This is a genomic window from Curvibacter lanceolatus ATCC 14669 (genome assembly GCF_000381265.1).
GTDB lineage: Bacteria > Pseudomonadota > Gammaproteobacteria > Burkholderiales > Burkholderiaceae_C > Curvibacter > Curvibacter lanceolatus.
This window is the reverse complement of record NZ_KB906269.1, coordinates 73,199-93,607: the sequence shown is the minus strand read 5'-3', so window position 1 is coordinate 93,607 and position 20,409 is coordinate 73,199. Positions and strand designations below refer to the sequence as shown.

17 protein-coding genes are annotated in these 20,409 nt (G+C 64.8%); 10 read left to right on the top strand and 7 right to left on the bottom strand.

The genetic code is table 11. The features are described 5' to 3' along the window. The first annotated feature begins 10 nt into the window (after positions 1-10). Together galE and F624_RS0123735 are read left to right on the top strand one after the other, a co-directional pair. Entirely contained in the window at positions 11-1,033 is a 1,023-nt protein-coding gene (gene galE, locus F624_RS0123740; RefSeq protein WP_019576870.1) for a UDP-glucose 4-epimerase GalE, read from the top strand. Between the two features lie 158 nt (positions 1,034-1,191). Next, entirely contained in the window at positions 1,192-2,715 is a 1,524-nt protein-coding gene (locus F624_RS0123735; protein WP_084679634.1) for a putative bifunctional diguanylate cyclase/phosphodiesterase, read from the top strand. 18 nt (positions 2,716-2,733) lie between these two features. Here the strand turns inward: F624_RS0123735 and F624_RS0123730 are convergent, their stop codons facing one another. After that, positions 2,734-3,546 carry a DODA-type extradiol aromatic ring-opening family dioxygenase gene (locus tag F624_RS0123730; protein WP_031256061.1) on the bottom strand — a complete coding sequence of 271 codons (813 nt, stop codon included), beginning with the start codon at positions 3,544-3,546 and terminating at the stop codon, positions 2,734-2,736. 167 nt (positions 3,547-3,713) lie between these two features. Between F624_RS0123730 and F624_RS0123725 the strand changes: the two genes are divergently transcribed. Next, positions 3,714-4,913: a tetrahydrodipicolinate N-succinyltransferase N-terminal domain-containing protein gene (locus F624_RS0123725; RefSeq protein ID WP_019576867.1), complete on the top strand. Its 1,200-nt coding sequence runs from the start codon at positions 3,714-3,716 to the stop codon at positions 4,911-4,913. A 154-nt stretch (positions 4,914-5,067) separates the two neighbouring features. Here F624_RS0123725 and F624_RS0123720 read toward each other — a convergent pair whose 3' ends face one another. The 4 genes from F624_RS0123720 to F624_RS0123705 all read right to left on the bottom strand — a co-directional run bounded on the left by F624_RS0123720 (position 5,068) and on the right by F624_RS0123705 (position 9,612). Continuing rightward, positions 5,068-5,487, bottom strand: a complete 420-nt coding sequence (locus tag F624_RS0123720) for a hypothetical protein (protein WP_019576866.1) — start codon at positions 5,485-5,487, stop codon at positions 5,068-5,070. Position 5,488: 1 nt separating this feature from the next. After that, positions 5,489-8,002: a PKD domain-containing protein gene (locus F624_RS0123715; protein ID WP_169426684.1), complete on the bottom strand. Its 2,514-nt coding sequence runs from the start codon at positions 8,000-8,002 to the stop codon at positions 5,489-5,491. A 132-nt stretch (positions 8,003-8,134) separates the two neighbouring features. Then, positions 8,135-8,590 (bottom strand): hypothetical protein, encoded by a 456-nt coding sequence (locus F624_RS0123710; RefSeq protein ID WP_019576864.1) that lies wholly within the window; start codon positions 8,588-8,590, stop codon positions 8,135-8,137. Positions 8,591-8,694: 104 nt separating this feature from the next. Next, positions 8,695-9,612, bottom strand: a complete 918-nt coding sequence (locus F624_RS0123705) for an acyltransferase (RefSeq protein WP_031256059.1) — start codon at positions 9,610-9,612, stop codon at positions 8,695-8,697. Positions 9,613-9,997: 385 nt separating this feature from the next. Here F624_RS0123705 and F624_RS0123700 point away from each other — a divergent pair, with 385 nt between their 5' ends. From F624_RS0123700 to F624_RS0123690, 3 genes are all read left to right on the top strand, one after another. Next, positions 9,998-10,261, top strand: a complete 264-nt coding sequence (locus tag F624_RS0123700; RefSeq protein ID WP_157443603.1) for a hypothetical protein — start codon at positions 9,998-10,000, stop codon at positions 10,259-10,261. A gap of 136 nt (positions 10,262-10,397) precedes the next feature. Next, complete coding sequence (locus F624_RS0123695; RefSeq protein WP_245573722.1) at positions 10,398-12,473, top strand: TonB-dependent receptor; 2,076 nt, start codon at positions 10,398-10,400, stop codon at positions 12,471-12,473. 152 nt (positions 12,474-12,625) lie between these two features. Next, positions 12,626-13,774: an acetyltransferase domain-containing protein gene (locus tag F624_RS0123690; RefSeq protein WP_019576860.1), complete on the top strand. Its 1,149-nt coding sequence runs from the start codon at positions 12,626-12,628 to the stop codon at positions 13,772-13,774. A 46-nt stretch (positions 13,775-13,820) separates the two neighbouring features. On the opposite strand, the gene F624_RS0123685 is transcribed toward F624_RS0123690, so the two are convergent. Next, positions 13,821-14,879 (bottom strand): quinone-dependent dihydroorotate dehydrogenase, encoded by a 1,059-nt coding sequence (locus tag F624_RS0123685; protein ID WP_019576859.1) that lies wholly within the window; start codon positions 14,877-14,879, stop codon positions 13,821-13,823. A 73-nt stretch (positions 14,880-14,952) separates the two neighbouring features. Between F624_RS0123685 and rpiA the strand changes: the two genes are divergently transcribed. The 4 genes from rpiA (at position 14,953) to F624_RS0123665 (ending at position 18,703) form a co-directional block, all read left to right on the top strand. Then, on the top strand, positions 14,953-15,639 hold the full coding sequence (gene rpiA / locus F624_RS0123680) for a ribose-5-phosphate isomerase RpiA (RefSeq protein ID WP_019576858.1): 687 nt from the start codon (positions 14,953-14,955) through the stop codon (positions 15,637-15,639). A gap of 162 nt (positions 15,640-15,801) precedes the next feature. Further along, complete coding sequence (locus F624_RS0123675; RefSeq protein ID WP_019576857.1) at positions 15,802-16,788, top strand: TRAP transporter substrate-binding protein; 987 nt, start codon at positions 15,802-15,804, stop codon at positions 16,786-16,788. 96 nt (positions 16,789-16,884) lie between these two features. Beyond that, complete coding sequence (locus F624_RS0123670) at positions 16,885-17,400, top strand: TRAP transporter small permease (RefSeq protein WP_019576856.1); 516 nt, start codon at positions 16,885-16,887, stop codon at positions 17,398-17,400. A gap of 19 nt (positions 17,401-17,419) precedes the next feature. Continuing rightward, positions 17,420-18,703 (top strand): TRAP transporter large permease, encoded by a 1,284-nt coding sequence (locus tag F624_RS0123665; RefSeq protein ID WP_019576855.1) that lies wholly within the window; start codon positions 17,420-17,422, stop codon positions 18,701-18,703. A 70-nt stretch (positions 18,704-18,773) separates the two neighbouring features. Here the strand turns inward: F624_RS0123665 and F624_RS0123660 are convergent, their stop codons facing one another. Continuing rightward, positions 18,774-20,402 (bottom strand): ATP-binding protein, encoded by a 1,629-nt coding sequence (locus tag F624_RS0123660; protein ID WP_019576854.1) that lies wholly within the window; start codon positions 20,400-20,402, stop codon positions 18,774-18,776. Between the last annotated feature and the right edge of the window lie 7 nt (positions 20,403-20,409).

The window sequence follows — 20,409 nt, the reverse complement described above, 5'->3', positions numbered from 1 at the left end:
GGATGGAATCATGATTTTGTTGACGGGTGGTGCGGGCTACATTGCCAGCCACACGGGTGTGGCCCTGGCCCTGGCAGGCATACCGTATGTGGTGCTCGACAATTTTTGCAACAGCGTGCCGGCCGTGCTGGAGCGCATGCATGAGGTGGGGGGGCTCAAGCCTACCCTGGTGCAGGGCGATGTGCGTGATGCGGCCACACTCGATGCGCTGTTTGCCCGCTACCCGATCCAGGGTGTGATCCATTTTGCGGGCCTCAAGGCGGTGGGTGAGTCGGTGGCCGAGCCGGCCTTGTATTACGAGAACAATGTGTCGGGTTCGGTGACCCTGATCCGGGCCATGCAACGCGCAGGCGTGAAGACCCTGGTGTTTTCGTCGTCGGCCACGGTGTATGGCAACAGCGATGCCTCGCCACTGCCCGAGTCGGCGCCTTTGGCCCCCATCAACCCCTACGGCCAGAGCAAGCTGATGGTCGAATACATCTTGCGCGACGTGGCCGCCGCCAACCCCGATTGGCGGGTGGCCTGCCTGCGCTACTTCAACCCGGTGGGGGCGCACATCAGCGGCCTGCTGGGTGAAGACCCGCGGGGCGTGCCGGGCAACCTGATGCCGTTCATTGGGCAGGTGGCCGTGGGGCGCCGACCGCAACTGAGCGTTTTTGGCAACGATTACCCCACCCCTGATGGCACCGGGGTGCGTGACTACATCCATGTGATGGACCTGGCCGATGGCCACCTGGCCGCCCTGCGTTATCTGCAGGGCGATCTGACGGGCCGCAACTGCCTGATGGCCAACCTGGGCACGGGGCAGGGCATTTCGGTACTGCAGATGGTGCAGGCTTTCGAGCAGTACACGGGGCAGAAAATACCGTTCGAGGTGGCACCGCGCCGCGCTGGCGACCTGGCCAGCTACTACGCCGACCCCAGCCTGGCCAACCGCGTGTTGGGTTGGAAGGCGCAGCGGGGCCTGAAAGAAATGTGTGAAGACAGCTGGCGCTGGCAGCATCGCAACCCGATGGGGTACGCCCAAGCCTGATGGGCTTGGCGCCGGGCGCGGCGCCAAGCGCATGCACCGTGCCAGCCGGGTGATGGACAGGCCCCGGGTGATGATTCAATGAATCATTTATGGCTTTTCGAGAAGTAATTGACGTTACTGGGGTAGTGCGCCCGCAAACCTGACGCATCATCGTCTGCATGGCAGACTTTCAAATCTCGTTGGAAATCCTCGCCTTCAGTCTGCTGTGCACCTTTGTGGCTCTGGGCTTGTTGTTGCGGGAGCGTTGGCGTTCCAGGCGCATCCGGGCGAAGTTGGCGACGGTGTCTGAAGAAATGGATGCCCTTTCGCTGTACGACAACAACACGGGTTTGCTCAACCGGCATGGCATCGAGACTGCGCTGGGTCATTGGACTGTGCGGGCGGATCGAGACGGCAGCGCCTTTTGTGCTGTGTTTCTGAGCATCGATGAGTTCAAGTCGCACAACCAGGCCTTTGGCCAGGAGTTTGGTGACCAGCTGATCAAGCTGAGCGCGCAGCGACTGGAGGCCCTGCTTCCCGAGGGCGCCGATCTGAGTTGTTTCAACGACGGTGAATTTGTGCTGCTGTTGTCGGGCAATGGGAGCGTGGGCCTGGAGACCGCGCGCCTGCTGCTGGACCGATTTGCCCAGCCACTGTCGCACGACCATGGCACCACCGTGCTGACCTGCTCGATCGGTGTGTCGATCTACCCCGAACATGGCGGCCGTTCGCGCCTGCTGGTGAACGCATCGATTGCGGCGCGGCAGATGAGCCGCCAGGGGGGCGGTGATTTCTGCCTGTACGACCCCCAGATGAGTGCCGATCTGCGCGAGCAGACCCTGTTGGTGGCCGATTTGCGCCAGGCCATCGAACAAGGGCAACTGGAGCTTTACTTTCAACCCAAGGTGGACGCCCGCACCCTGCACATCACCGCGGCCGAGGCCCTGTTGCGCTGGCATCACCCCACGCGGGGACATGTGAGCCCGGCAGTGTTCATCCCGCTGGCCGAGCGCAACGGCCTGATCGGCACCATTGGCAACTGGGTGATCGAAGAGGCCTGCCGCGTGGCGGGGCATTGGCGCGAGTTGGGGCTGCGCATGCGTGTGGCCGTCAATATCTCGGGCTACCAGATGCGGCAGGACGACCTGGTGGAACGCATTCAGGAGGCGCTGCACCGCTACCACCTGCAGCCAGGTCGCTTCACCTGCGAGATCACCGAATCGGTGGCCATGGAAGACACCAAAGGCACGCAGCAGACCTTTGAAAAAATGCGCTCCATCGGCTTGCATGTGTCGATCGACGACTTTGGCACCGGCTACTCGAGCCTGGCCACGCTGCGCCGCTTGCCAGCCTCGGAGCTCAAGGTCGACCGGGCCTTTGTGTCTGATCTGGCGGAGAGCGAAGATGCCCGCTCGATTGCGAACTCGATCATCGGCTTGGCCAAGGCCCTGAACCTCAAGGTGGTGGCCGAAGGGGTGGAAACCCAGCAGCAGTGCGACTGGCTGATGCAAATGGGCTGCGATGAATTGCAGGGCTACCTGTTCTCGCGCCCGATTCCGGCCGCCGAGATGGAGCGACTGGCCTTGGCGGCCCCCAGCGAACGGCGCGGGCCGGGCTTCAGCGACTCGCTGTTCAATGCCACGGTGGTGGCCGATCTGGCAGAGCTTTCCGACTTGCCCCACCTGGGCGCCGGCATGCGCTGAGCGAAGGCCCTGCCAGGCTCAATCAAAAGCCCAGGCTCCCAGGGCACTGGGGCCTACCGCGCCGCGCCACAGGCTGCGGCCCGGCCCATCAGAGCCAGCCCCGCTGGCCACCATCAGGGGCAGCAGGTGTTCCTCGCGCGGGTGCGATGCCAGGCCGCCCGGGGCTCGGCGCCATTGCGCCAGTTGCTCGGTGCGCTGGGCCCGGGTGCCTTGCAGGGCGCTGTCCAGCCAGTCGTGAAAATCGTGCGACAGGGGGGCCGCCTGGGCGAACTGGCGCAGGTTGTGATAGCTCATGCCTGAGCCGACGATCAGCACGCCTTCGTCGCGCAAGGGGCTGAGGGCGGCCCCCAGTTGGCAGTGCAGGGCGGGGTCGAGGCTGGCTTGCAGCGACATGGCCACCACAGGTACGTCGGCTTGTGGGTACATCACCTTGAGCGGGATGAACACGCCATGATCCCAGCCGTAGTCGGCATCGACCTGGGCGGGCAGGCCGGCGGCCAGCAACAGTTCACTGGCCCGCTGCGCCAGCGCCGGCAGACCGGGTGCCGGATACTGCAGTGCGTAGGTCTCAGGCGGAAAGCCGTAGTAGTCGTAGATCAGGCCGGGGTGGGCACCGCCGGTGAAACTGGGCACCTCGGCTTCCCAGTGGGCGGTGATGATCAGGATGGCCTGGGGGCGGGCGGGCAGCAGGCTGTCGACGCTGCGCAGAAAGTCTTCTGTGGCCTGGTAGCGCTCTTTGCGCTCACCGGTCATGAAAAACGAGGGGCCACCGCCGTGGGGCAGGAACAAGGCGGGCATGCGCAGGAAGGGCGGGGAGGTCGGGGAGGTCAAGCGGGCTCCGATGGGGTTCAGGGGTGCGCCCGGATGTTACCCCTGCACATCACCCCCTGCAGCCCACGGCCATCGGTGCCGCCCGAGGCGGGCAGGGGGCCATCCCCCTTATAATTTTGGACATTTTTCGTCAATATCAGCCCGAGCCGGGGCGAAGGAATCAGATAATGAGCCAGACCACCCAAGATTATCCGCAGGACGCCGACGCATTCAAGCGCATTGTCAGCGATTATCAAGCCACTGCGGCCTATAAAAATCCGATTTTGTTTGCGGTGGGGCGTCAGGTTTATACAGCCAATCGCACGCTGGCCTCGGTGCGTTATCCGGTGGTGAATGGCCCGGGCCAGAATACTGGCAGCGCCGCCATTTTGATGAAGGTTTTGGGCATTGAGCCCACCGGTGTGCAGAACGTGGTGCTGAGCGCTGCACAGCTGGCTGAGGCCCTGCGCTATTTCGCCCCATTCGTGAACGACGGCAAGCAGCACCCCAACCTGGTGGCGCTGCAGCAGGCGGCGGCCCAACTGGCCGCAGCCCCGGCGGGTGCGGTTTCTGAAATCGTGGCCACGTTCATCTTCGACGATATCGAGCCGCAAGGCGTTGAAGACAGCACCCTGAAGCTTTATGGCCTGAGCAATCGCCATTTCAAGCCGAATCAATTGAACCTGACCAAGATTTTCACCAAGTTCCCGAATGTGGCCTGGGTGGGTGATGTTCCGATGGACGCGGCTGAAATCGATCAGGCTTTGTTGGGTGCTGCATTCGGCAACACCGAATTTGCGCCGCACATGGTCGACAAGTTCCCGCTGTATGTGCACCGCATCAATGCCGTGAAAATGGGCGTGCGCATCACCGACCAGCACAAGGTGCGTCTGGGCGCCTACCTGGGCGAGGGCACGACCCTGATGCCGGGTGCCAGCTACATCAACTTCAACGCCGGCACCGAAGGCCCGTCGATGGTCGAAGGCCGCATCAGCTCGTCGGTGTTCGTGGGCGCGGGCACCGACCTGGGTGGTGGTGCTTCCACCCTGGGCGTCCTCTCGGGCGGCAACAACACGCCAATCTCGGTGGGCCGCAACTGCCTGCTGGAGGTGAACTCGGCTCTGGGCATTCCGGTGGGCGACGCTGTGATCCTGGCCGCTGAAGTGGCCTTGATGGCCTCGTCGCTGGTGAAGGTGGACATTGAAGGCCACCCGCTGAACGGCAAGACCGTGAAGGCCATCGAGTTGGTGGGCATCAATGCCGTGACCTTCCGCCGCCACAACCAGACCGGTGGCCTGGAAGTGGTGCGCACCCGCCGCAACATCGATTTCGCCAAGAAGCTCGACAACGGCGAAGACATCCTGAACGGCGATCTGCACAAGAATTGAGGGCTTGCTGAGGCGGCGGGCCCTTGTTAAGAGCCTGCCATCCGAGCCCAACCCACCCAGCCCGCCTGCGTTTGCGCAGAGCGGGCTTTTTTTGCGCGCCAATCCTGGCGCGGCACCGTGGCGCTTCAGCGCGGCTTGGGCCCAGCCCGGGGTGTCAGGGCGCCGTGAATGAGAACTGGCAGCGCAGGTTTTCCGGGGCGCCCAGCTCGGGGCGTTGCAAGCCGACGAGGCTGCGCAGCTGCAACAGCCGGGTGCCGAGCAGGCCATCCGATGCGTCGCCGCTGGCCTTCACCTGGCAGTTCTGCCTGGGCTCCAGCGCGGTCATGGGCAGGGTGGCGGGCAGCTCAAGCCGCCAGACCTGGCCCGAATCGGTCTGCAAGGCCCACCACGAGAAAGGGGCGCTGCCCTTCAGCGTCAACAGGCCCACGCCCGACCAGGGGATGGCCGAATCTTGGCCTTCCCGTGCAGGCGACGGGCCTGGCGTGGTGGTGGATCCCGGGCTGGCACAAGCCGCCAGGCCCAAGCTACAGCCCAGGCTCAGAACCAGGCGCAGCGCGGTGGTGCGGTGCGTCATGTCAGCGGATCACCAGCGTCAGGGTGCTGCCGGCGGGCACGATCACGTTGTTGCGCACATAGCTCACGGCGCCGGCCGCGAGGGTGTCAACGTTGTAATAGTGGCTGGTGGCCGTGAAGCCCGTGGCGCCGATGGGCGTCGCTTGGGTGGGCAGCTTGCTGGCGTACAGCGTGGTGTCCACCGCACCCAGGGTGTAGCTGCCATCGGTCTTGCTGGGCAGGCCGTAGCGGTCGATGGCCTGGGCCAGCGGCAACGGGGCGAACAGCGCCGCCCCGAAATGGGCGAAGTCATCTGCAAAGCCCGATCCACCGTTGGCCTTGATCAGGGCATCCAGGCAGGTGTGGCTGCCGTTGCTGGCGGTGCCGCCGTCGTTGCAGGTGGTGATCAGTTGCTGGTACACCGCCAGTCCGTAGCGACGATTGAGGTAGGCCCCAAAGGCGCCACCAATGGCGTAGTTGTTGGCCGACAGCGATGTCCAGTTGATGTAGGACGTGCCACCACCTGTTGCCATGTAGCTGGGTACCCGGATCGATGTGATCGGGTTGTAGCCAGCGTTGACCACCGGGGCCACGATGTCTTCGGTCATCATGGCCGATGTTTCCTCCAGCCAGGTGTCGTGGGCCGTGTCGCGGGCCACGGCGCGCTGGTAGAAATTGGTCATGTGGGTGGCTTCGTGCAGCAAGGACGAAATCGCATAAGCCCGCGACACCCGGATCTGATTGGCATTGATGAAAAACACCAGGGCCTGATTCGAGTTGACCGTCGAGGTGGCTGCCGTCTTCAGAAAGTTGTTCAGACCATAAAAGTAGCCGGCCCAACCCGTTTCATCGGGGGCATTGACGATGACGATGTTGATGTCTTGCAGGTTGCTGCCGTCCTGGATCAGTTGGCTGGCGTAGGCATTGGCCGCGGCCCCCCACACATCGCCCAGCAGGGCGCTCATGCGATCAAAGCCACCTGAGGCCCCACAGACGGCCGCTTGCATGGCGCTGATGTCGCTGGCGCTGGTGGAGCCCGCCAGCGTGGCGTTCGGGTCCAGCCAGAAGACCACGCCCCGCCCGGAGGGCAGGGTGCAGGTGGCGGCCGCGGTGGTGGCGTAGGGCACGGGGGCGGTCACGCTGTCGTAGAGGTCGTTCCAGGTGCGCGTTGCCCCGACAGCCGGGGTCGGGTTGGCCTGAGTGGCCCGCCCGGCGATGGGCGCTGCCTTGCCATTCGATTTGCCATTCGACAACAAAGCCGACAAGGCGCGGTTCTTGGCGAGCAGGTCGTTGTGGGAATGGGCCTCGGTATCGGTGCTGAGCAGGCGCTCTGCAACCGGCGCCGCCGATGTGGCACGGGTCACAGGACTGCTGAGTATCGGGCTGCTCAAGGTGCCCACGGACGGGCTTTGGGCCGTGGTCGTGGTGCCGGTGTTGGCAAAGACCAGGGTCGCCTGTTGCCCGGACTTCACCCCCGCGATGTTGATGTTGAGCACGGCGGGTGCGTTGTCGGGGTTGACGAAGCGCCAGGCCCCGACGCCGTTGCCCGAGTAGCTGCTGGGGCTGAGTGCACCACAATTGCTGCCGCTGCAATCCACACTGAGGGCATTGCTGGCCGCCGTGCCTGCAACGGCTTGCTGCCGCGTTGCGCTGGCACTGGCGCCATTGCTGTCTTGAACCGTCAGGCTCACCGAATAGGTGCCGGCGTTTGTGTAGGTATGGGTGACACGGCTGCCCGTTCCGGTGCTGCCATCGCCAAAGGCCCATTGGTAGCTCAGGGCCAGGCCCTTGGCACTGGTGGCGCTCCCCGTGAAGCTGACCGCCTGGCCCACCAAGGGCAAGGTGGACGAACTGCTGATGGTGGGCGTGGTCACGGCAGGGGTCAGGACCGTGATCTGCTGGCTGGTGGTCGTCGACTGGCTGGCCGTGTTGGTGGCCCTGACACTGAGGGTGTAGGTGCCAGCGGAGCTGAAGGTGTGGGTGACGTTGGCGCCGGTTGCGCCCTGGCCATCGCCGAAATCCCAGCTGTAGCCCAGGTTGAGACCCAGGGGGTCGGTGCTGCTGGCACTCAGGCTGGCGGGCGTGGTGGCGTAAATCGCCGCGCCGTTGTTGAGGGTCAGCTGGGGCGCGGAGGGGGCCGAGGACAGCACCTGGATGGGAAGGGTGCTGGTGGCCGAGACATTGGCCGTGTTGGTGGCGGTCAGTTTCAGGTTGTAGGTGCCTGCGGCGGCGAAAACGTGCGCCACGCTGGCCCCGCTCACAGCGGATGAACCATCGCCAAAATCCCAGGTGAAGCTGAGTGCGCGTCCGGCCGGGTCGGTGCTGCTGGCGGTGAACTTGACCGTATTTTGCGCGTAGGCCGCACTGCCGTTCGTGATGGCGACCGTGGGGGCTGACGGTGCACTGCTGGTGCTTTGACCGCCGGTGCCGATGTCGCTGCTACCGCCACTGCCCCCGCCGCAGGCACTCAGCCCGATCGCGAGCGCCCCTGCCAGGATCATCGGGCCGAGCGATCGACCCGGAGCCTTGAGACTCATGTAACAAACCCCCATTAAATTACACCCCTTTTACTTGATGGTCATTTTTAGCACTTGATCATAGTGACAAAAATGGGGTGCTCACCCAACCGTCCATACAGGGCAGGGGGGGGGCTTGTTCGGGCCCGTGGATCAGTACTCCGACGGATCCTGCATCAGCTCGTAGCCGACCTTGACGCCGATCACGGCGCTCATCTTGATCAAGGTCTTGTGGGCGCACTGCTTCATGAACTCGGCGTCGGCCGGGCCGGCGTTGTGGGCTTCCCACATCACCGAGATGTACTGGGCATCGCCCAGCTGGAGTTCGACCACGTAGCGCAGCACGGTGTAGTCCTCGGCCTCGGCGTCGCCGGTTTCGTCTTCGAGCAGTTCGAAGAAGGTGGCGATGCGGCAGGTGAAGCCGGTGCGTTCGTTGACGAACTCGGCATCCCACTCGGGTTCGCCAAAGCGTTCGATCCAGCTCTCCTGGTGGGCGGCGCCGAAGTTGAAGCCTTCGACGCAGCTGGTGAAGATCTCAGCCGGCGTGAGGCCGTTGACCAGGGGTTGGTCGAGGGGAATGGACTTGTCGGTGTCCCGGGTGTTGGGCATGGTGGCTCCAGAGTGGATGGTGCGGGCTGCGGTTGCAGCCCGACGGGGGGATTGTGGCCTGCCGGATGTGGCAGGTGTTTGACGGGCCGGTGGCCCGCCCGGCCTCAGCGGCGCTTGCCTTGCGTGGGCTTGGCTTGCAGCAAGGTGTCGATCTCGGCGTCCTTGCGCTCCCACAGATCACCCAGCCAGCGGTGGAAGGTGCCGCGGAATTCAGAATCCTTGTCGTAGTCGCCCTGGGCAAACTCGGGCGGAATGGCCACCTGGTGCACGCGCATGATCACGCGCGGGCAGCGCCCGCACAGGAACTCCCAGAAGCTGGGCACGCCAGCGGGGTAGACGATGGTGGCGTCGATCAGCGAGTGGAAGCGCTCGCCCATGGCATTGAGCGACATGGCCAGCGCGCCGGCCTTGGGCTTGAGCAGGTGGCGGTAGGGCGAGGAGGTGCGGCGGTGCTTCTCGGGCGTGAAGCGCGTGCCTTCGGCAAAGTTCATGATGCTGGTGGGCACCAGGGCGAACTTCTCGCAGGCCTTGCGGGTGGTTTCGCGGTCTTGGTCACGCAGGCCCGGGTTCTTGCGCAGGGCGTCGCGCGAGTGGCGTTTCATGAACGGAAAATCCAGCGCCCACCAGGCCAGGCCGATCACTGGCACGTAGATCAGTTGTTGCTTGATGAAGAACTTCAGCATCGGGATGCGGTGGTTCAATTGGTGCTGCAGCGCAAAGATGTCGACCCAGCTCTGGTGGTTGGCATTGACCAGGTACCAGCCCTTGTAGGGCAGCTGGTCGACGCCCTGCACATCCCAGCGGGTGCGCTGGGTCAGGGCCATCCAGCCGCTGTTGCAGCTGATCCAGGCGGTGGCGATGCGGTTCAGCCAGGGATCGATGAAGGTGCGCACGCCCTGAAAGGGCAGTATCAGCTTGAACAGCGCCAGGATGAACAGCAGGGCGCACCAGAACAAGGTGTTGAGGACCAGCAGCACGAAGGCAATGACGCCCCTGAGCACGGGCGGGAGAAAACTGAGCATAGAACGGTGAGCAGGGCTGAGGTTGGAGAGGGCGTGCGGCAGGGCGGGCGCCGGGACGGGGTCAGGCGCCATGCTGACCAGGGCGACACCTTGCGGGCCCCGCACGGGGTCCGTACTTTGGCAGACCCAGCGGGCATTGTGCACAACTCGGCGGTGTGTCTCACTGAGATAGGTCAGGTTTTGCTGTCACAGCCTGTGGCTCGGCGGCGGCCCCGTGCCCTGCCTTGAGCGACGCCGTGTCGGTCTTGGCGGCTGGGCATCCCACTAGAATCGCCGGATGCACCGATCCTGGATAGTTCGATTCGTCTGGATGCTGTTGCTGGCTGCGGCCGGCACGGCGGTCCTGCCGATGGCGCACGATCTGTCGCACCGGAATGGCTGGCGCATGTTGGCTCCCACGGCCCTGTCGACCGAGGGAGTGGCCACGCCCGCTGACGGTGACTCCAGCCCCGACGCCGAGACCGACATCTGCGTGGTCTGCGCGCACCTGGCGAGCCAGCACATCGACGTGCCGGGCGAGCCACCGGTGCCAGTGCGGTTCGCCGCCGCCCAGCCCAGCCTTTTGCCCCGCGACCTGCCCAGCGTGCCGCTGGAGGTGGCCTGGCTGACGCCGGCGCCCAGAGCGCCACCTCTCTCCGCTCTTCTCTGATCTGTCTCTGACCCCTGGTCTGGCCTGCTGCCTTGGCGCTGCAGGCCTGCGGCCGCTTGCCCGTGCGTGGCGCACGTTGGCAGCACAGGCCGTTGATTTTTCACGAGCAATGGGGCTGTGCCCCGTGGAGAGCGTTGTGTTTTTGATTGACAAGAATTTTTTGCCACTGGCGGTGGCATCCGCCCTGTCGGGCCTGGTGCCTGCTGCCAGGGCCAAGGCTGACCCGGCGATCGTGCTGGGCGAGGTGAGCGTGCATGCCCAGAGTGATGGCGGACTGTCCCCGGGCAGTGTGCTGACCTCGGTCGACATCCTGGGGGCCGACAAGATCGAGAACCAGAGCGTCATGAACAGCTGGGAGTTGGTGGGGCAACTGCCCGGCATCCAGCTGACCGAAACCCGCATGGGCGCCGAGTCGGGCAAGGCCACCTTCCGGGCCTTCAATGGCGAGGGCTACATCAATGGCATCAAGGTGTTGATCGATGGCGTGCCCAGCAATGTGAACAGCGGCAACCAGCGTTTCGTTGACATGATCTTCCCGCTGGAGCTGGATTACATCGAGGTGGTGCGTGGCACCAACGATCCCCGCTATGGCCTGCACAACATCGGCGGCAACATCAACTTCGGCACCCGCCAAGGGGGCAATTACACCGAGGGTCGCTTCACCTACGGCAGCCATGACACGCGTGAGGTGCAGCTGGCGCTGGGCCGCGAGGAGGGGGGCTTTGCACAGAACTACTTTCTGGCCAAGCAAGACTCCAACGGTGCGCGCAGCCATTCACAGTCCGAGAAATACAGCCTGGCGGGCAAGTGGTTTGTCACCTCGCCCGATGGCCTGATGAAGGCGGGCGTGGTGGCGCGGCTGTATTCACACCAGGCCCAGGAGCCTGGCTTTCTGACCGCAGCCCAGATGGCGCAGAACCCATCCCAGTCGGGCGCCCACAACGGCAACGACGGCGACGACCGTGACATGAAGCATCTGAGCTTTCATCTGGACTGGCAGCTGGCACCGGAGCTGTTTGTGAGCCACAAGCTGTACATGAACCAATACAGTGATGACCGCCGGGTGACCTTCACCAACAGCGCCGCCACCAGCCTGAACAATCTGCCCCGGCAGCGCCGCTTCTGGGATGAACACCAGAGCGGCCTGATGAGCACGCTCACCTGGCGGGCCAGCCCGGCATGGGTGCTCGATGGTGGCCTCAACGTGGAGCGCCAAAAGAACCTGTACCAGCGCTACCGCTATGCCTATGCCTTGCCCACGGATTTTTCGCGGCCCACCACCACGTCCAACGACGACCAGTACACGCTGAACAACGTGGGGGCCTTCGTGCAGGCCATCATCAAGCCCAGCGACCGGCTCAATCTGATCCCGGGCTTGCGTGTGGATCGCTTCACGGGGGACACGCTGATCCGAACCAGCGGCGTGACCGGGCCCTTGCAGGACTACGGCTGGATCAAGCAGCCCAAGTTCAGCCTGGTCTACAGCCTGGACAAGGAGACCAGCCTGTATGCCAACTGGGGCCGCACCTTTCAGGTGTTGACGGGCTCGCGTGCGCCGGCCTACCTGACCTCGGCCTCACAGGGCCGGTTCAACCCTTCCATCAACACCGGCACCGAAGTGGGCGTGAAGTACAAGCCCGATGCCCAGACCGATCTGCGGGTGGCGCTGTGGCTGCAGGAGGCCACCGACGAAGTGGCCAACATGCCCAGCACCGGGACCACCGTGGGCCTGGGGCAGACCCGGCGCAAGGGCTTGGACCTGCAAGGGTCGACCCGCCTGGGCAGCCAGCTCAAGTTGTGGGCCTCGCATTCGGTGCAGGAGGCCAAGGTGGTGAGCGCGTTCACGGCCTCGGGCGTCTCGCTGGCCGGCAAGGAGGTGTTTGCGACCCCGCGCCACATCAGCACGGTGGGGGCCGAGTACCAGGCCAATGACAAGTGGCGGCTGGGTCTGCAGGGGCGGGCCCAGGGCTCGTATTTCATCGACGACCTGAATGCGCAGGGCAAGTTCGGCAGCTTTGTGCAGTGGGACGCCAATGTCCGTTACACCCTGAGTGCCTCGATGAGCCTGGACCTTCAGGTGCGCAACCTGGCCAACCGCAACAGCGCTTATGTCTGGTACGACAACTTCTTCTGGCCCTCGGGCAGCGCCCAGCCCATGTATTCGCCCGGCGCCGGGCGAACCGCCTTTGTTTCGCTCAACGTGAAGATGTGAAGGCCAGGGGGCTGATCGTGCGCATGGCATGGATCGGCCCCTGCTATCGCCCCTGCTATCGCCCCTGCTATCGCGCCTGTTGTTGCGCTTGTTCGTGCGCCCCGGGCCTGGCCTCGGGGCGTTTCTACAGTCCTTATCTGAATGGCAGAACCATGACCTCTTTGGCCCAGTCGCTGCACCGTTGGAGCAGCATCGATCGTCTGCGTGGGGCCGTCATGGCCTTGATGGCCGTCGATCATGTGCGCGAGTTCTTTTTTCTGCATCAACAGGTGGCCGACCCGATGAATCTGGCCAGCACCTCGCCAGAGTTGTTCTTCACCCGCCTGTGCAGTCATTTTTGCGCACCGGTCTTCGTGCTGCTGACCGGGCTGAGCGCCTGGTTGAGGGGCAGTCGACCCGGCGGAAGCCGGCGCGACACGGCGGTCTTTCTGGCCCAGCGCGGGGCGATCCTGATCGGTCTGGAGCTGACGCTGGTGAACTTTGCCTGGACCTTCAGCCTGCCGCCCCCCATGATCTACCTGCAGGTGATCTGGGCCATTGGCCTGTCCATGCTGGCATTGGCGGCCCTGATCTACCTGCCCAGGCCGCTGCAGTGGGCGTTGGCGCTGCTGATCATCGCGGGCCACAACGCGCTCGACGGGCTGCACTTCCGGCCGGATGAGGCCGCGTTCATCCCCTGGGCCATCCTGCACGACCGCAGCGTGATGCTGCTGGGCTGGGGCTTGCGCGCCCGCAGTTCCTACCCGGTGCTGCCGTGGATCGGCGTGATGCTGCTGGGCTATGCCCTGGGGCCGCTGTATTCAACCCAGGTGGCCAGCCGCAGCCGCCGGGCCTGGCTGACGGGCCTGGGCCTGTTGGCGCTGCTCGGCTTTGGGGTGTTGCGGCAGCTGAACGGCTATGGGGACCACGCCTGGGTGCCGGGTGCATCGCCGCTGCACACCTTGATGGCCTTTCTGAACGTCACCAAGTACCCCCCATCGCTGCAGTTTCTGTTGCTGACCTTGGGGCTTGGCTTGCTGGCCCTGGCCTTGTTCGAGCGCACCGCCTGGGGGAGTGCGCTGGCCGACATCGGGGGCGCGCCGATGTTCTTCTACCTGGTTCATCTTTACCTGCTGCACCTGCTGCATTGGGTCTTGCTCCATCAAGTCGGCCCCAACCATGGGGACCGCTTCGGGCTCGATGAGGTCTGGCAGATCTGGGCTTTGGCGGCTGGCGTGGTGGCCGTGCTGTACGGCCCCTGCCGCTGGTTTGCGCGGGTCAAGAGAAACAAACCTTCTGTGCGCTGGTTGCGTTATTTCTGAGCTGGGTGCCGGTCCCTTTGTCGGCACCGGGGAGTGCTCTGCAAGCTCAGCGCTGGCGGTGGGCCTTCAGGGCGGCGGCCGCCTCGCTGACCAGGGCGGGACCGCGGTAGATCAGGCCGGTGTAGAGCTGCACCAGGCTGGCGCCGGCCTCGATCTTGCTGACGGCGTCGCGGCCGCTCAGCACACCGCCCACGCCGATGATGGGGTAGTCGGGGCCCAGGGTGGCGCGCAGGCGGCGGATCACGCGGTTGCTGGCCTCCAGCACCGGGGCGCCGCTCAGGCCGCCGGCTTCTTCGGCATGGGCCTGGCCTTGGACGGCATCGCGGCTCAGGGTGGTGTTGGTGGCCACCACGCCGTCCATGCCATGGCGCTGCAGGGTGGCGGCAATCACCTCGATCTGGGCCTCGTCCAGGTCGGGGGCGATCTTCACGAACAGAGGCACGCGGCGCTTCTGGGCCGCCTGCAGTTCGGCGCGGCGGGCCGACAGGGCCGACAGCAGCTGGTCAAGCGCCTCGTCGCTTTGCAGGGCGCGCAGGTTCTTGGTGTTGGGGCTGGAGATGTTGACCGTCACGTAGTCGGCATGGGGGTAGACGCCGTCCAGGCAGGTCAGGTAGTCGCTGGTGGCCTGCTCGATGGGGGTGGCGGCGTTCTTGCCGATGTTCAGGCCCAGCAGCATGGGGGTGCTGCCGCCTTGCTGGCGGAAGCGGGCGCGCTTCACGTTGGCGATGAAGGCGTCCAGGCCTTCGTTGTTGAAGCCCAGGCGGTTGATCAGGGCATTGCTCTCGGGCAGACGGAACATGCGCGGCTTGGGGTTGCCGGGCTGGCCCTTGGGGGTGACGGTGCCCACTTCGACAAAGCCGAAGCCCAGGGCGCCCAGGGCGTCGATGCAGCGGGCGTTCTTGTCCAGGCCCGCGGCCAGGCCGATGCGGTTGGGGAAGTTCAGGCCGGCCACGGTCACCGGGTCGCTGACGCGGCTGCCAGCCCAGGCCCATTGCAGGGGCGTGCCTTGCGTGCGCGCCAGCGCGTTCAGGGTCAGTTCATGGGCCTTTTCGGCGTCCATGCTGAACAAAAAAGGACGGGCGAGGGCGTAGGGCAGAAGCGACATTGGATAATTCGGGCGTTTTGTAAGTCTTCTCCGATTTTCCCCCAACTCCCTCACCCCACTTCCCCGGATTCCCATGAGCACCACCTCCTACACCCAAGACGAACTCAAGGCCCTGGTGGGCCAGGCTGCGCTGCACTACGTGGTGCCCGGCGAAATCGTGGGCGTGGGCACGGGCTCCACGGTCAACAAGTTCATCGACGCGCTGGCCAGCATGCGCGATCAGATCCCGGGTGCGGTGTCCAGCTCCGAGGCCTCGACGGCCCGCCTGAAGGCCCTGGGCATCCCGGTGCTGGATGCCAACGAGGTCAGCAGCCTGTCGGTCTACATCGACGGTGCCGACGAAATCGATGGCAAGGGTTACATGATCAAGGGCGGTGGCGCGGCCCTGACCCGCGAAAAAATCGTGGCCAGCCTGTCCAAGCGCTTTGTCTGCATCGCCGACGAGTCGAAGAAGGTGCCGGTGCTGGGCGGCTTTCCGCTGCCGGTGGAGGTGATCCCGATGGCCGCGCAGCGCATCATCCGCCAGTTTGCTGCCCTGGGCGGCGAAGGCAGCGTGCGCCTGAAGGACGGCCAGCCCCTGATCACCGACAACGGCCAGGTGATCGTGGATGTGCGTGGCCTCAAGATCAGCGACCCGCTGGCCTTCGAGTCGGAAGTGAACCAGTGGCCCGGTGTGGTGACCGTGGGCGTGTTTGCCCACCAGAAGGCGGCTGTGTGTCTGTTGGGCACGCCGCGCGGTGTGGAAACCCTGACCTACTGAGCCCCGCAGCCTGGCGGCTGCAATCTGCATTGACGATGGCCGCCATGTCGTTTGGGCAAGGGCGGGCCAGCCCTGGGTGAGCCCCGTGGGACCCGATGCTTGTGGATGTGAAACCTACAATTACAGGTTATTTAACATATTCACAACATAGAGATAAACACCATGTTTCTGCGTCGCACGATTCTGTCCACCTGCGTGGCATCGGCCCTGGCGGCCTGCTCTGGCATGGCCTGGGCCCAACAGGCCAAGGAAGTGAAGCTGGGTTATGCGCTGGCCATCAACTCGCACTACGGTGCGGCCGCCCAGGCCTGGTCTGACTCGGTTGAAAAGGCCACCAACAACGCTTTCAAGTTCAAGCAGTTCCCCTCCAGCGCCCTGGGCGGCGAGCGCGAGCTGATTGAAGGTCTGCAGCTGGGCACGGTCGAGGCGGTGATCGTCTCCACGGGCGCCTTGAGCAACTTTGTGCCGGATGTGGGCGTGGTGGACATTCCTTTCTTGTTCCGCGACACGGCGCACGCCCGTGCCGTGCTGGACGGCAGCTTCGGTCAGGACCTGCTGGGCAAGTTCAAGGCCCGCGGCCTGATCGCCCTGGCCTGGGGTGAGCAGGGCTTTCGCCACCTTAGCAACAACAAGGTGGCGGTCAGCAAGCCCGAAGACCTCAAGGGCCTGAAGATCCGTGTGACCGAGAACCCCGTGCACATCACGGCCTTCCGCACCCTGGGCGCCTCGCCCACCCCCATGGCCTGGCCCGAAGTGATCGGTGCCCTGCAGCAGGGCACCATCGATGGCCAGGAGAACCCGATCTCGGTGTTTGTGTCGGCCAAACTGTGGCAGGTGCAAAAGCACCTGACCCTGACCTCGCACGTGTACGCCCCGATGGCGCTGATCGTGTCGCCTGGCTTCTGGGGCAGCTTGAACGATGCCCAGAAGGCAGCCTTCACCCAGGGTGCCAAGGCCGGCGCGCTGGCCTCGCGCAAGTTTGTGGACGAGGTTGAGAAGAAGGGCGTTGAAGAGATCAAGTCGCACGGCGTGCAAGTGGTGACCCAGGTGGATCGCGCGGCCTTCCAGGCGGCTCTGGCACCGGCCTACAAGCAGTACGCCAGCAAGTTCGGCCAGAAGACGCTGGACGAGATCAGCCACGCCAAGTAAGCCGGGCTCGACGGGCCGCCTCGGGCGCCCCGGGTCTGTGTTTCCCTCCACCCTCACGGCGCCCCAGTGGCGCCGTGCTCACCTGTTCCATTGCATATGTTCAATCGCCTTGAACGCATCCTGGTGGCTTGCAACCGCTGGGTGCTGATTCTGTTGCTGCTGGTCATGGCCTGCATCGTGTTTGCCAACGTGGTGCTGCGCTACACCACGGGCGACTCCATCGTCTGGGCCGAAGAGGTGGCGCGCCACCTGATGATCTGGGGCACCTTTCTGGGCGCTGGCCTGGTGCTGCGCTTTGGGGGCCATGTGGCCATCGACAACCTGCATCAGGTGGTCAGCACCCCGCTGGCGCGGCTGCTGCGCACGGTGGTGGTGGTGGGCATGGCCTTGTTCTGTGCGGTGATGACGTATTTCTCCATTCTGTATGTGTGGGCCACGCGGTTCCAGACCACGGCGGCCACCGACATCCCGATTGCCTACATCTACACGGCGATGCCGATCGGCTTTGTGCTGATGCTGCTGCACCTGGCGTTTGTGGCGCGGGGCTACATCTCGGCAGGCCGCTTTGAAGAGTCGGACGAGATGGACGCCGAGTCGGCGGCCTCGCTGTGAACTGCCGGAGACAACACCCATGACCTTGACCCTTTTCATTGCCGCCGTGGTCTTCATGACACTCGGCTTTCCGGTGGCCTTTGCGCTGGCCATGTCGGCCTCGCTGGCCGTGTTGGTGGGCGGGCGTTACCCGCAGCTGATCGTCTTCAAGGAGATGTTCACCGGCATCGACAGCTTTCCGTTGATGGCGGTGCCCTTTTTCATCCTGGCTGCCGAAATCATGTCGGGCGGTGCGCTGACCACCGTGCTGCTGCGCTTTGCCGCCCAATTTGTGGGGCATCTGCGGGGCGGCCTGGGTTACGCCAACATCCTGTCGCTGACGCTGTTCTCGGGCATCTCGGGCTCGGCCCTGGCCGATGCGGCCGGCCCGGGCTCGATGATGGTGAAGATGATGGAAAAGGCTGGCTACTCGCGCGCCTATGCGGCAGCCCTGACGGCCAGCACGGCCATCGTGGGGCCGATCATCCCCCCGTCGATCATCATGATCATCTACGCCCTGCAGGACGAGCAGGTGTCGGTGGGCGGGCTGTTCATTGCAGGCTTCATCCCGGGCTTGCTGATTGCCCTGGCCATGGCCGTGGTGAACTGGCGGGTGTGCCGCCAACGCGACTACCGCTCGCGTGAGCCGCAGCCCTCGGGCCGCGAGATGCTGCTCAACAGTTTCAAGGCCATCCCCGCGTTGGGGCTGGTGGTACTGATCCTGGTGGGTATCCGCTTCGGCATCTTCACGCCGACCGAGGCCTCGGTGGTGGCGGTGTTCTATGCCCTGGTCTGCGGCAAGTGGGTGTACGGCACGCTCGAGTGGAAGGCGCTGCCCCACATCGCGGCCCGTTCCGCCTTGTTGACGGCCTCGGTGCTGCTGGTGGTGGCGGCTTCGGCCGCCTTTGCCTGGGTGCTGACGGTGGAGGGGGTGCCGCAGCAGCTGGCGCAGACCATCGTGGGCTGGAACCTCTCGCCCGTCACCTTTCTGATTGCGGTAAACGTGTTGCTGCTGCTGTTCGGTATATTCATGGAGCCGCTGCCCGGGGTGATGATTCTGGTGCCCATCCTGGCGCCGATTTCGGCGGCCCTGGGCATTGACCCGATTCACTTTGCCATGGTGGTGATCGTCAACCTGACGCTGGGCATGATCACGCCGCCGGTGGGCGGGCTGCTGTTTGTGACCTCGGTGGCCACCAAGGTGCCCTTGAAGGACCTGACCCGCGAGCTGCCCTGGTTTTTGCTGGCGCACCTGATTGTGCTGATCCTGCTGACCTTTGTGCCGGCCATCTCGACTTGGCTGCCCCACGTGCTGGGGTTTTGAGCGGCACGGCGATTTGCTCTGTCAATGAAAGGGCCTCGCGCTGCGGGGCCCTTTTTTCTGGGCATTTGTTTCAGGCCGCTGTGAGAGGCAGGGCGGGGGCCGGACCTGTGGTGACCGGCACCCACAGGGTGACTTCGGTGCCTTGCCCCACCTCGCTGTGCACCTCGACCGTGCCGCCGTGCAGCTCAATGATCTCCTTGACCAGGCTCATGCCCAGGCCGGTTCCCGGGATCTGGCCTGAGGTGTCGGCGCGGTAGAAGCGCTCGAACACGCGGCTGACCTGCTCGGGCGTCATGCCCAGGCCCTCGTCCCGCACGCGGATGCCGAGGCGGCCAGGTTGATCGGCATGGCTTGGCAGCAGGCTCACGATCACGTCGCCACCTTCAGGCGAGTACTTGTAGGCGTTCGAGACGATGTTGCGCACGGCCTGCATCAGCTTCTTGCGGTCGGCCCGCACCCACAGGGGGCCGGTGGTGGCCGGCATCGAGGGGCTTTGGCGCCCCGTGGGCACGCCGAAATCGACCACCACCTGGCGTGTCAGGGCATCGGCGTCGACGGGCTGGAAGTCGAAGTCCTGGCCGCGGCGCTCCTCGATGCGCACCAGGTCGAGCAGTTCGTTGATGATGGCGATCATCAGCTCGGACTGGCGGTAGATGATGCCCAGCACCTCTTTGCGCTTGTCCTCTTTGAAAGGCATGTGCAGCATCAGCTCGGTGTAGCCGAAGATGCTGACCATGGGGGTGCGCAGCTCATGCGCCGCGTGTGAGAGGAATTCGCTCTTCATGCGGTCGACCTCGGTCTCGTGCGTCACGTCGCGCAGGTACAGGATCTGCGACACCGATTCGGCCGCCGACTCGCGCAGCGCCACCTGCAACACCCGGTGAATCGGGGCGGCCAGTTCGATCTGATGGCGTGAGCCATGGCCCGTGCCTCGCCCGGTGTTGGGCGGCTCTGGCAATGCAGCCAGTCCAGGGAAGCGGGCCTTGGGCTGGCAGGCCTGGGCCAGGCGCTCGGAGAAGCAGGCTTCGTCCAAGCCCACCACCTCGCTGGCGCTGAGGCCGGTCAGGCGGTGGAAAGCCGGGTTGGCGTACTTCACGCGTTGCTGGCTGTCGAAGGCCACGAAGCCATCGGGGCTCAGCTCGAAGATGGCATTGAGCTGTTCGTTGCGGTCGCCAACGCGCTGCAGGGCCTGTTCCAGCTCCTGCTGGGTTTGGAGTCGGATGGCATTCTCGGCACTGAGCTGGGCGTGGCTGAGCGCCAGCTCCCGGTTGCGCTCTTGCAGCGAGGCGGCGATGTCGGCGGTCTCCTGATTGGCTCGGGTGAGTTGCTCCACCCGCTCGGCAATGGCGCTCGACATCACGTTGAAGGCGGCGCCCAGGCGGCCAACGTCGTCCTGGCCCTCGGGCACGGGCGCCATCGTGAGTTGACCCTGAGCCACACGCAGACTGGCCGTGGTCAGCACCGACAGCTGTCGCGTGATCAACAGGCCCAGCAGGGTCAACAGGCCCGCCGACAGCAGCAGCTCGGACAGGGCGATCAGCACGCCTTGGGTGACCAGCTGCTTGCGCGCCACCAGGATGCGGGTCAGGTCCAGACCGAACTGCAGATTGCCCAGTGTCTGGCCCGACTGGCGGATGGGCAGCGCCATGTCGTAGCGGGGCGGGTTGTTGTCGCCATCGAGGTTGAAATCGCCTGTCACCGGGGGG

Coding starts and splice junctions, on each gene's coding strand:
- F624_RS0123670 (WP_019576856.1), top strand. CDS start 16,885: ATGTTCAATCGCCTTGAACGCATCCTGGTGGCTTGCAACCGCTGGGTG.
- F624_RS0123705 (WP_031256059.1), bottom strand. CDS start 9,612: ATGCTCAGTTTTCTCCCGCCCGTGCTCAGGGGCGTCATTGCCTTCGTG.
- F624_RS0123735 (WP_084679634.1), top strand. CDS start 1,192: ATGGCAGACTTTCAAATCTCGTTGGAAATCCTCGCCTTCAGTCTGCTG.
- F624_RS0123690 (WP_019576860.1), top strand. CDS start 12,626: ATGACCTCTTTGGCCCAGTCGCTGCACCGTTGGAGCAGCATCGATCGT.
- F624_RS0123715 (WP_169426684.1), bottom strand. CDS start 8,002: ATGAGTCTCAAGGCTCCGGGTCGATCGCTCGGCCCGATGATCCTGGCA.
- F624_RS0123700 (WP_157443603.1), top strand. CDS start 9,998: ATGTTGGCTCCCACGGCCCTGTCGACCGAGGGAGTGGCCACGCCCGCT.
- F624_RS0123720 (WP_019576866.1), bottom strand. CDS start 5,487: ATGACGCACCGCACCACCGCGCTGCGCCTGGTTCTGAGCCTGGGCTGT.
- galE (WP_019576870.1), top strand. CDS start 11: ATGATTTTGTTGACGGGTGGTGCGGGCTACATTGCCAGCCACACGGGT.
- F624_RS0123685 (WP_019576859.1), bottom strand. CDS start 14,879: ATGTCGCTTCTGCCCTACGCCCTCGCCCGTCCTTTTTTGTTCAGCATG.
- F624_RS0123665 (WP_019576855.1), top strand. CDS start 17,420: ATGACCTTGACCCTTTTCATTGCCGCCGTGGTCTTCATGACACTCGGC.
- F624_RS0123675 (WP_019576857.1), top strand. CDS start 15,802: ATGTTTCTGCGTCGCACGATTCTGTCCACCTGCGTGGCATCGGCCCTG.
- rpiA (WP_019576858.1), top strand. CDS start 14,953: ATGAGCACCACCTCCTACACCCAAGACGAACTCAAGGCCCTGGTGGGC.
- F624_RS0123710 (WP_019576864.1), bottom strand. CDS start 8,590: ATGCCCAACACCCGGGACACCGACAAGTCCATTCCCCTCGACCAACCC.
- F624_RS0123725 (WP_019576867.1), top strand. CDS start 3,714: ATGAGCCAGACCACCCAAGATTATCCGCAGGACGCCGACGCATTCAAG.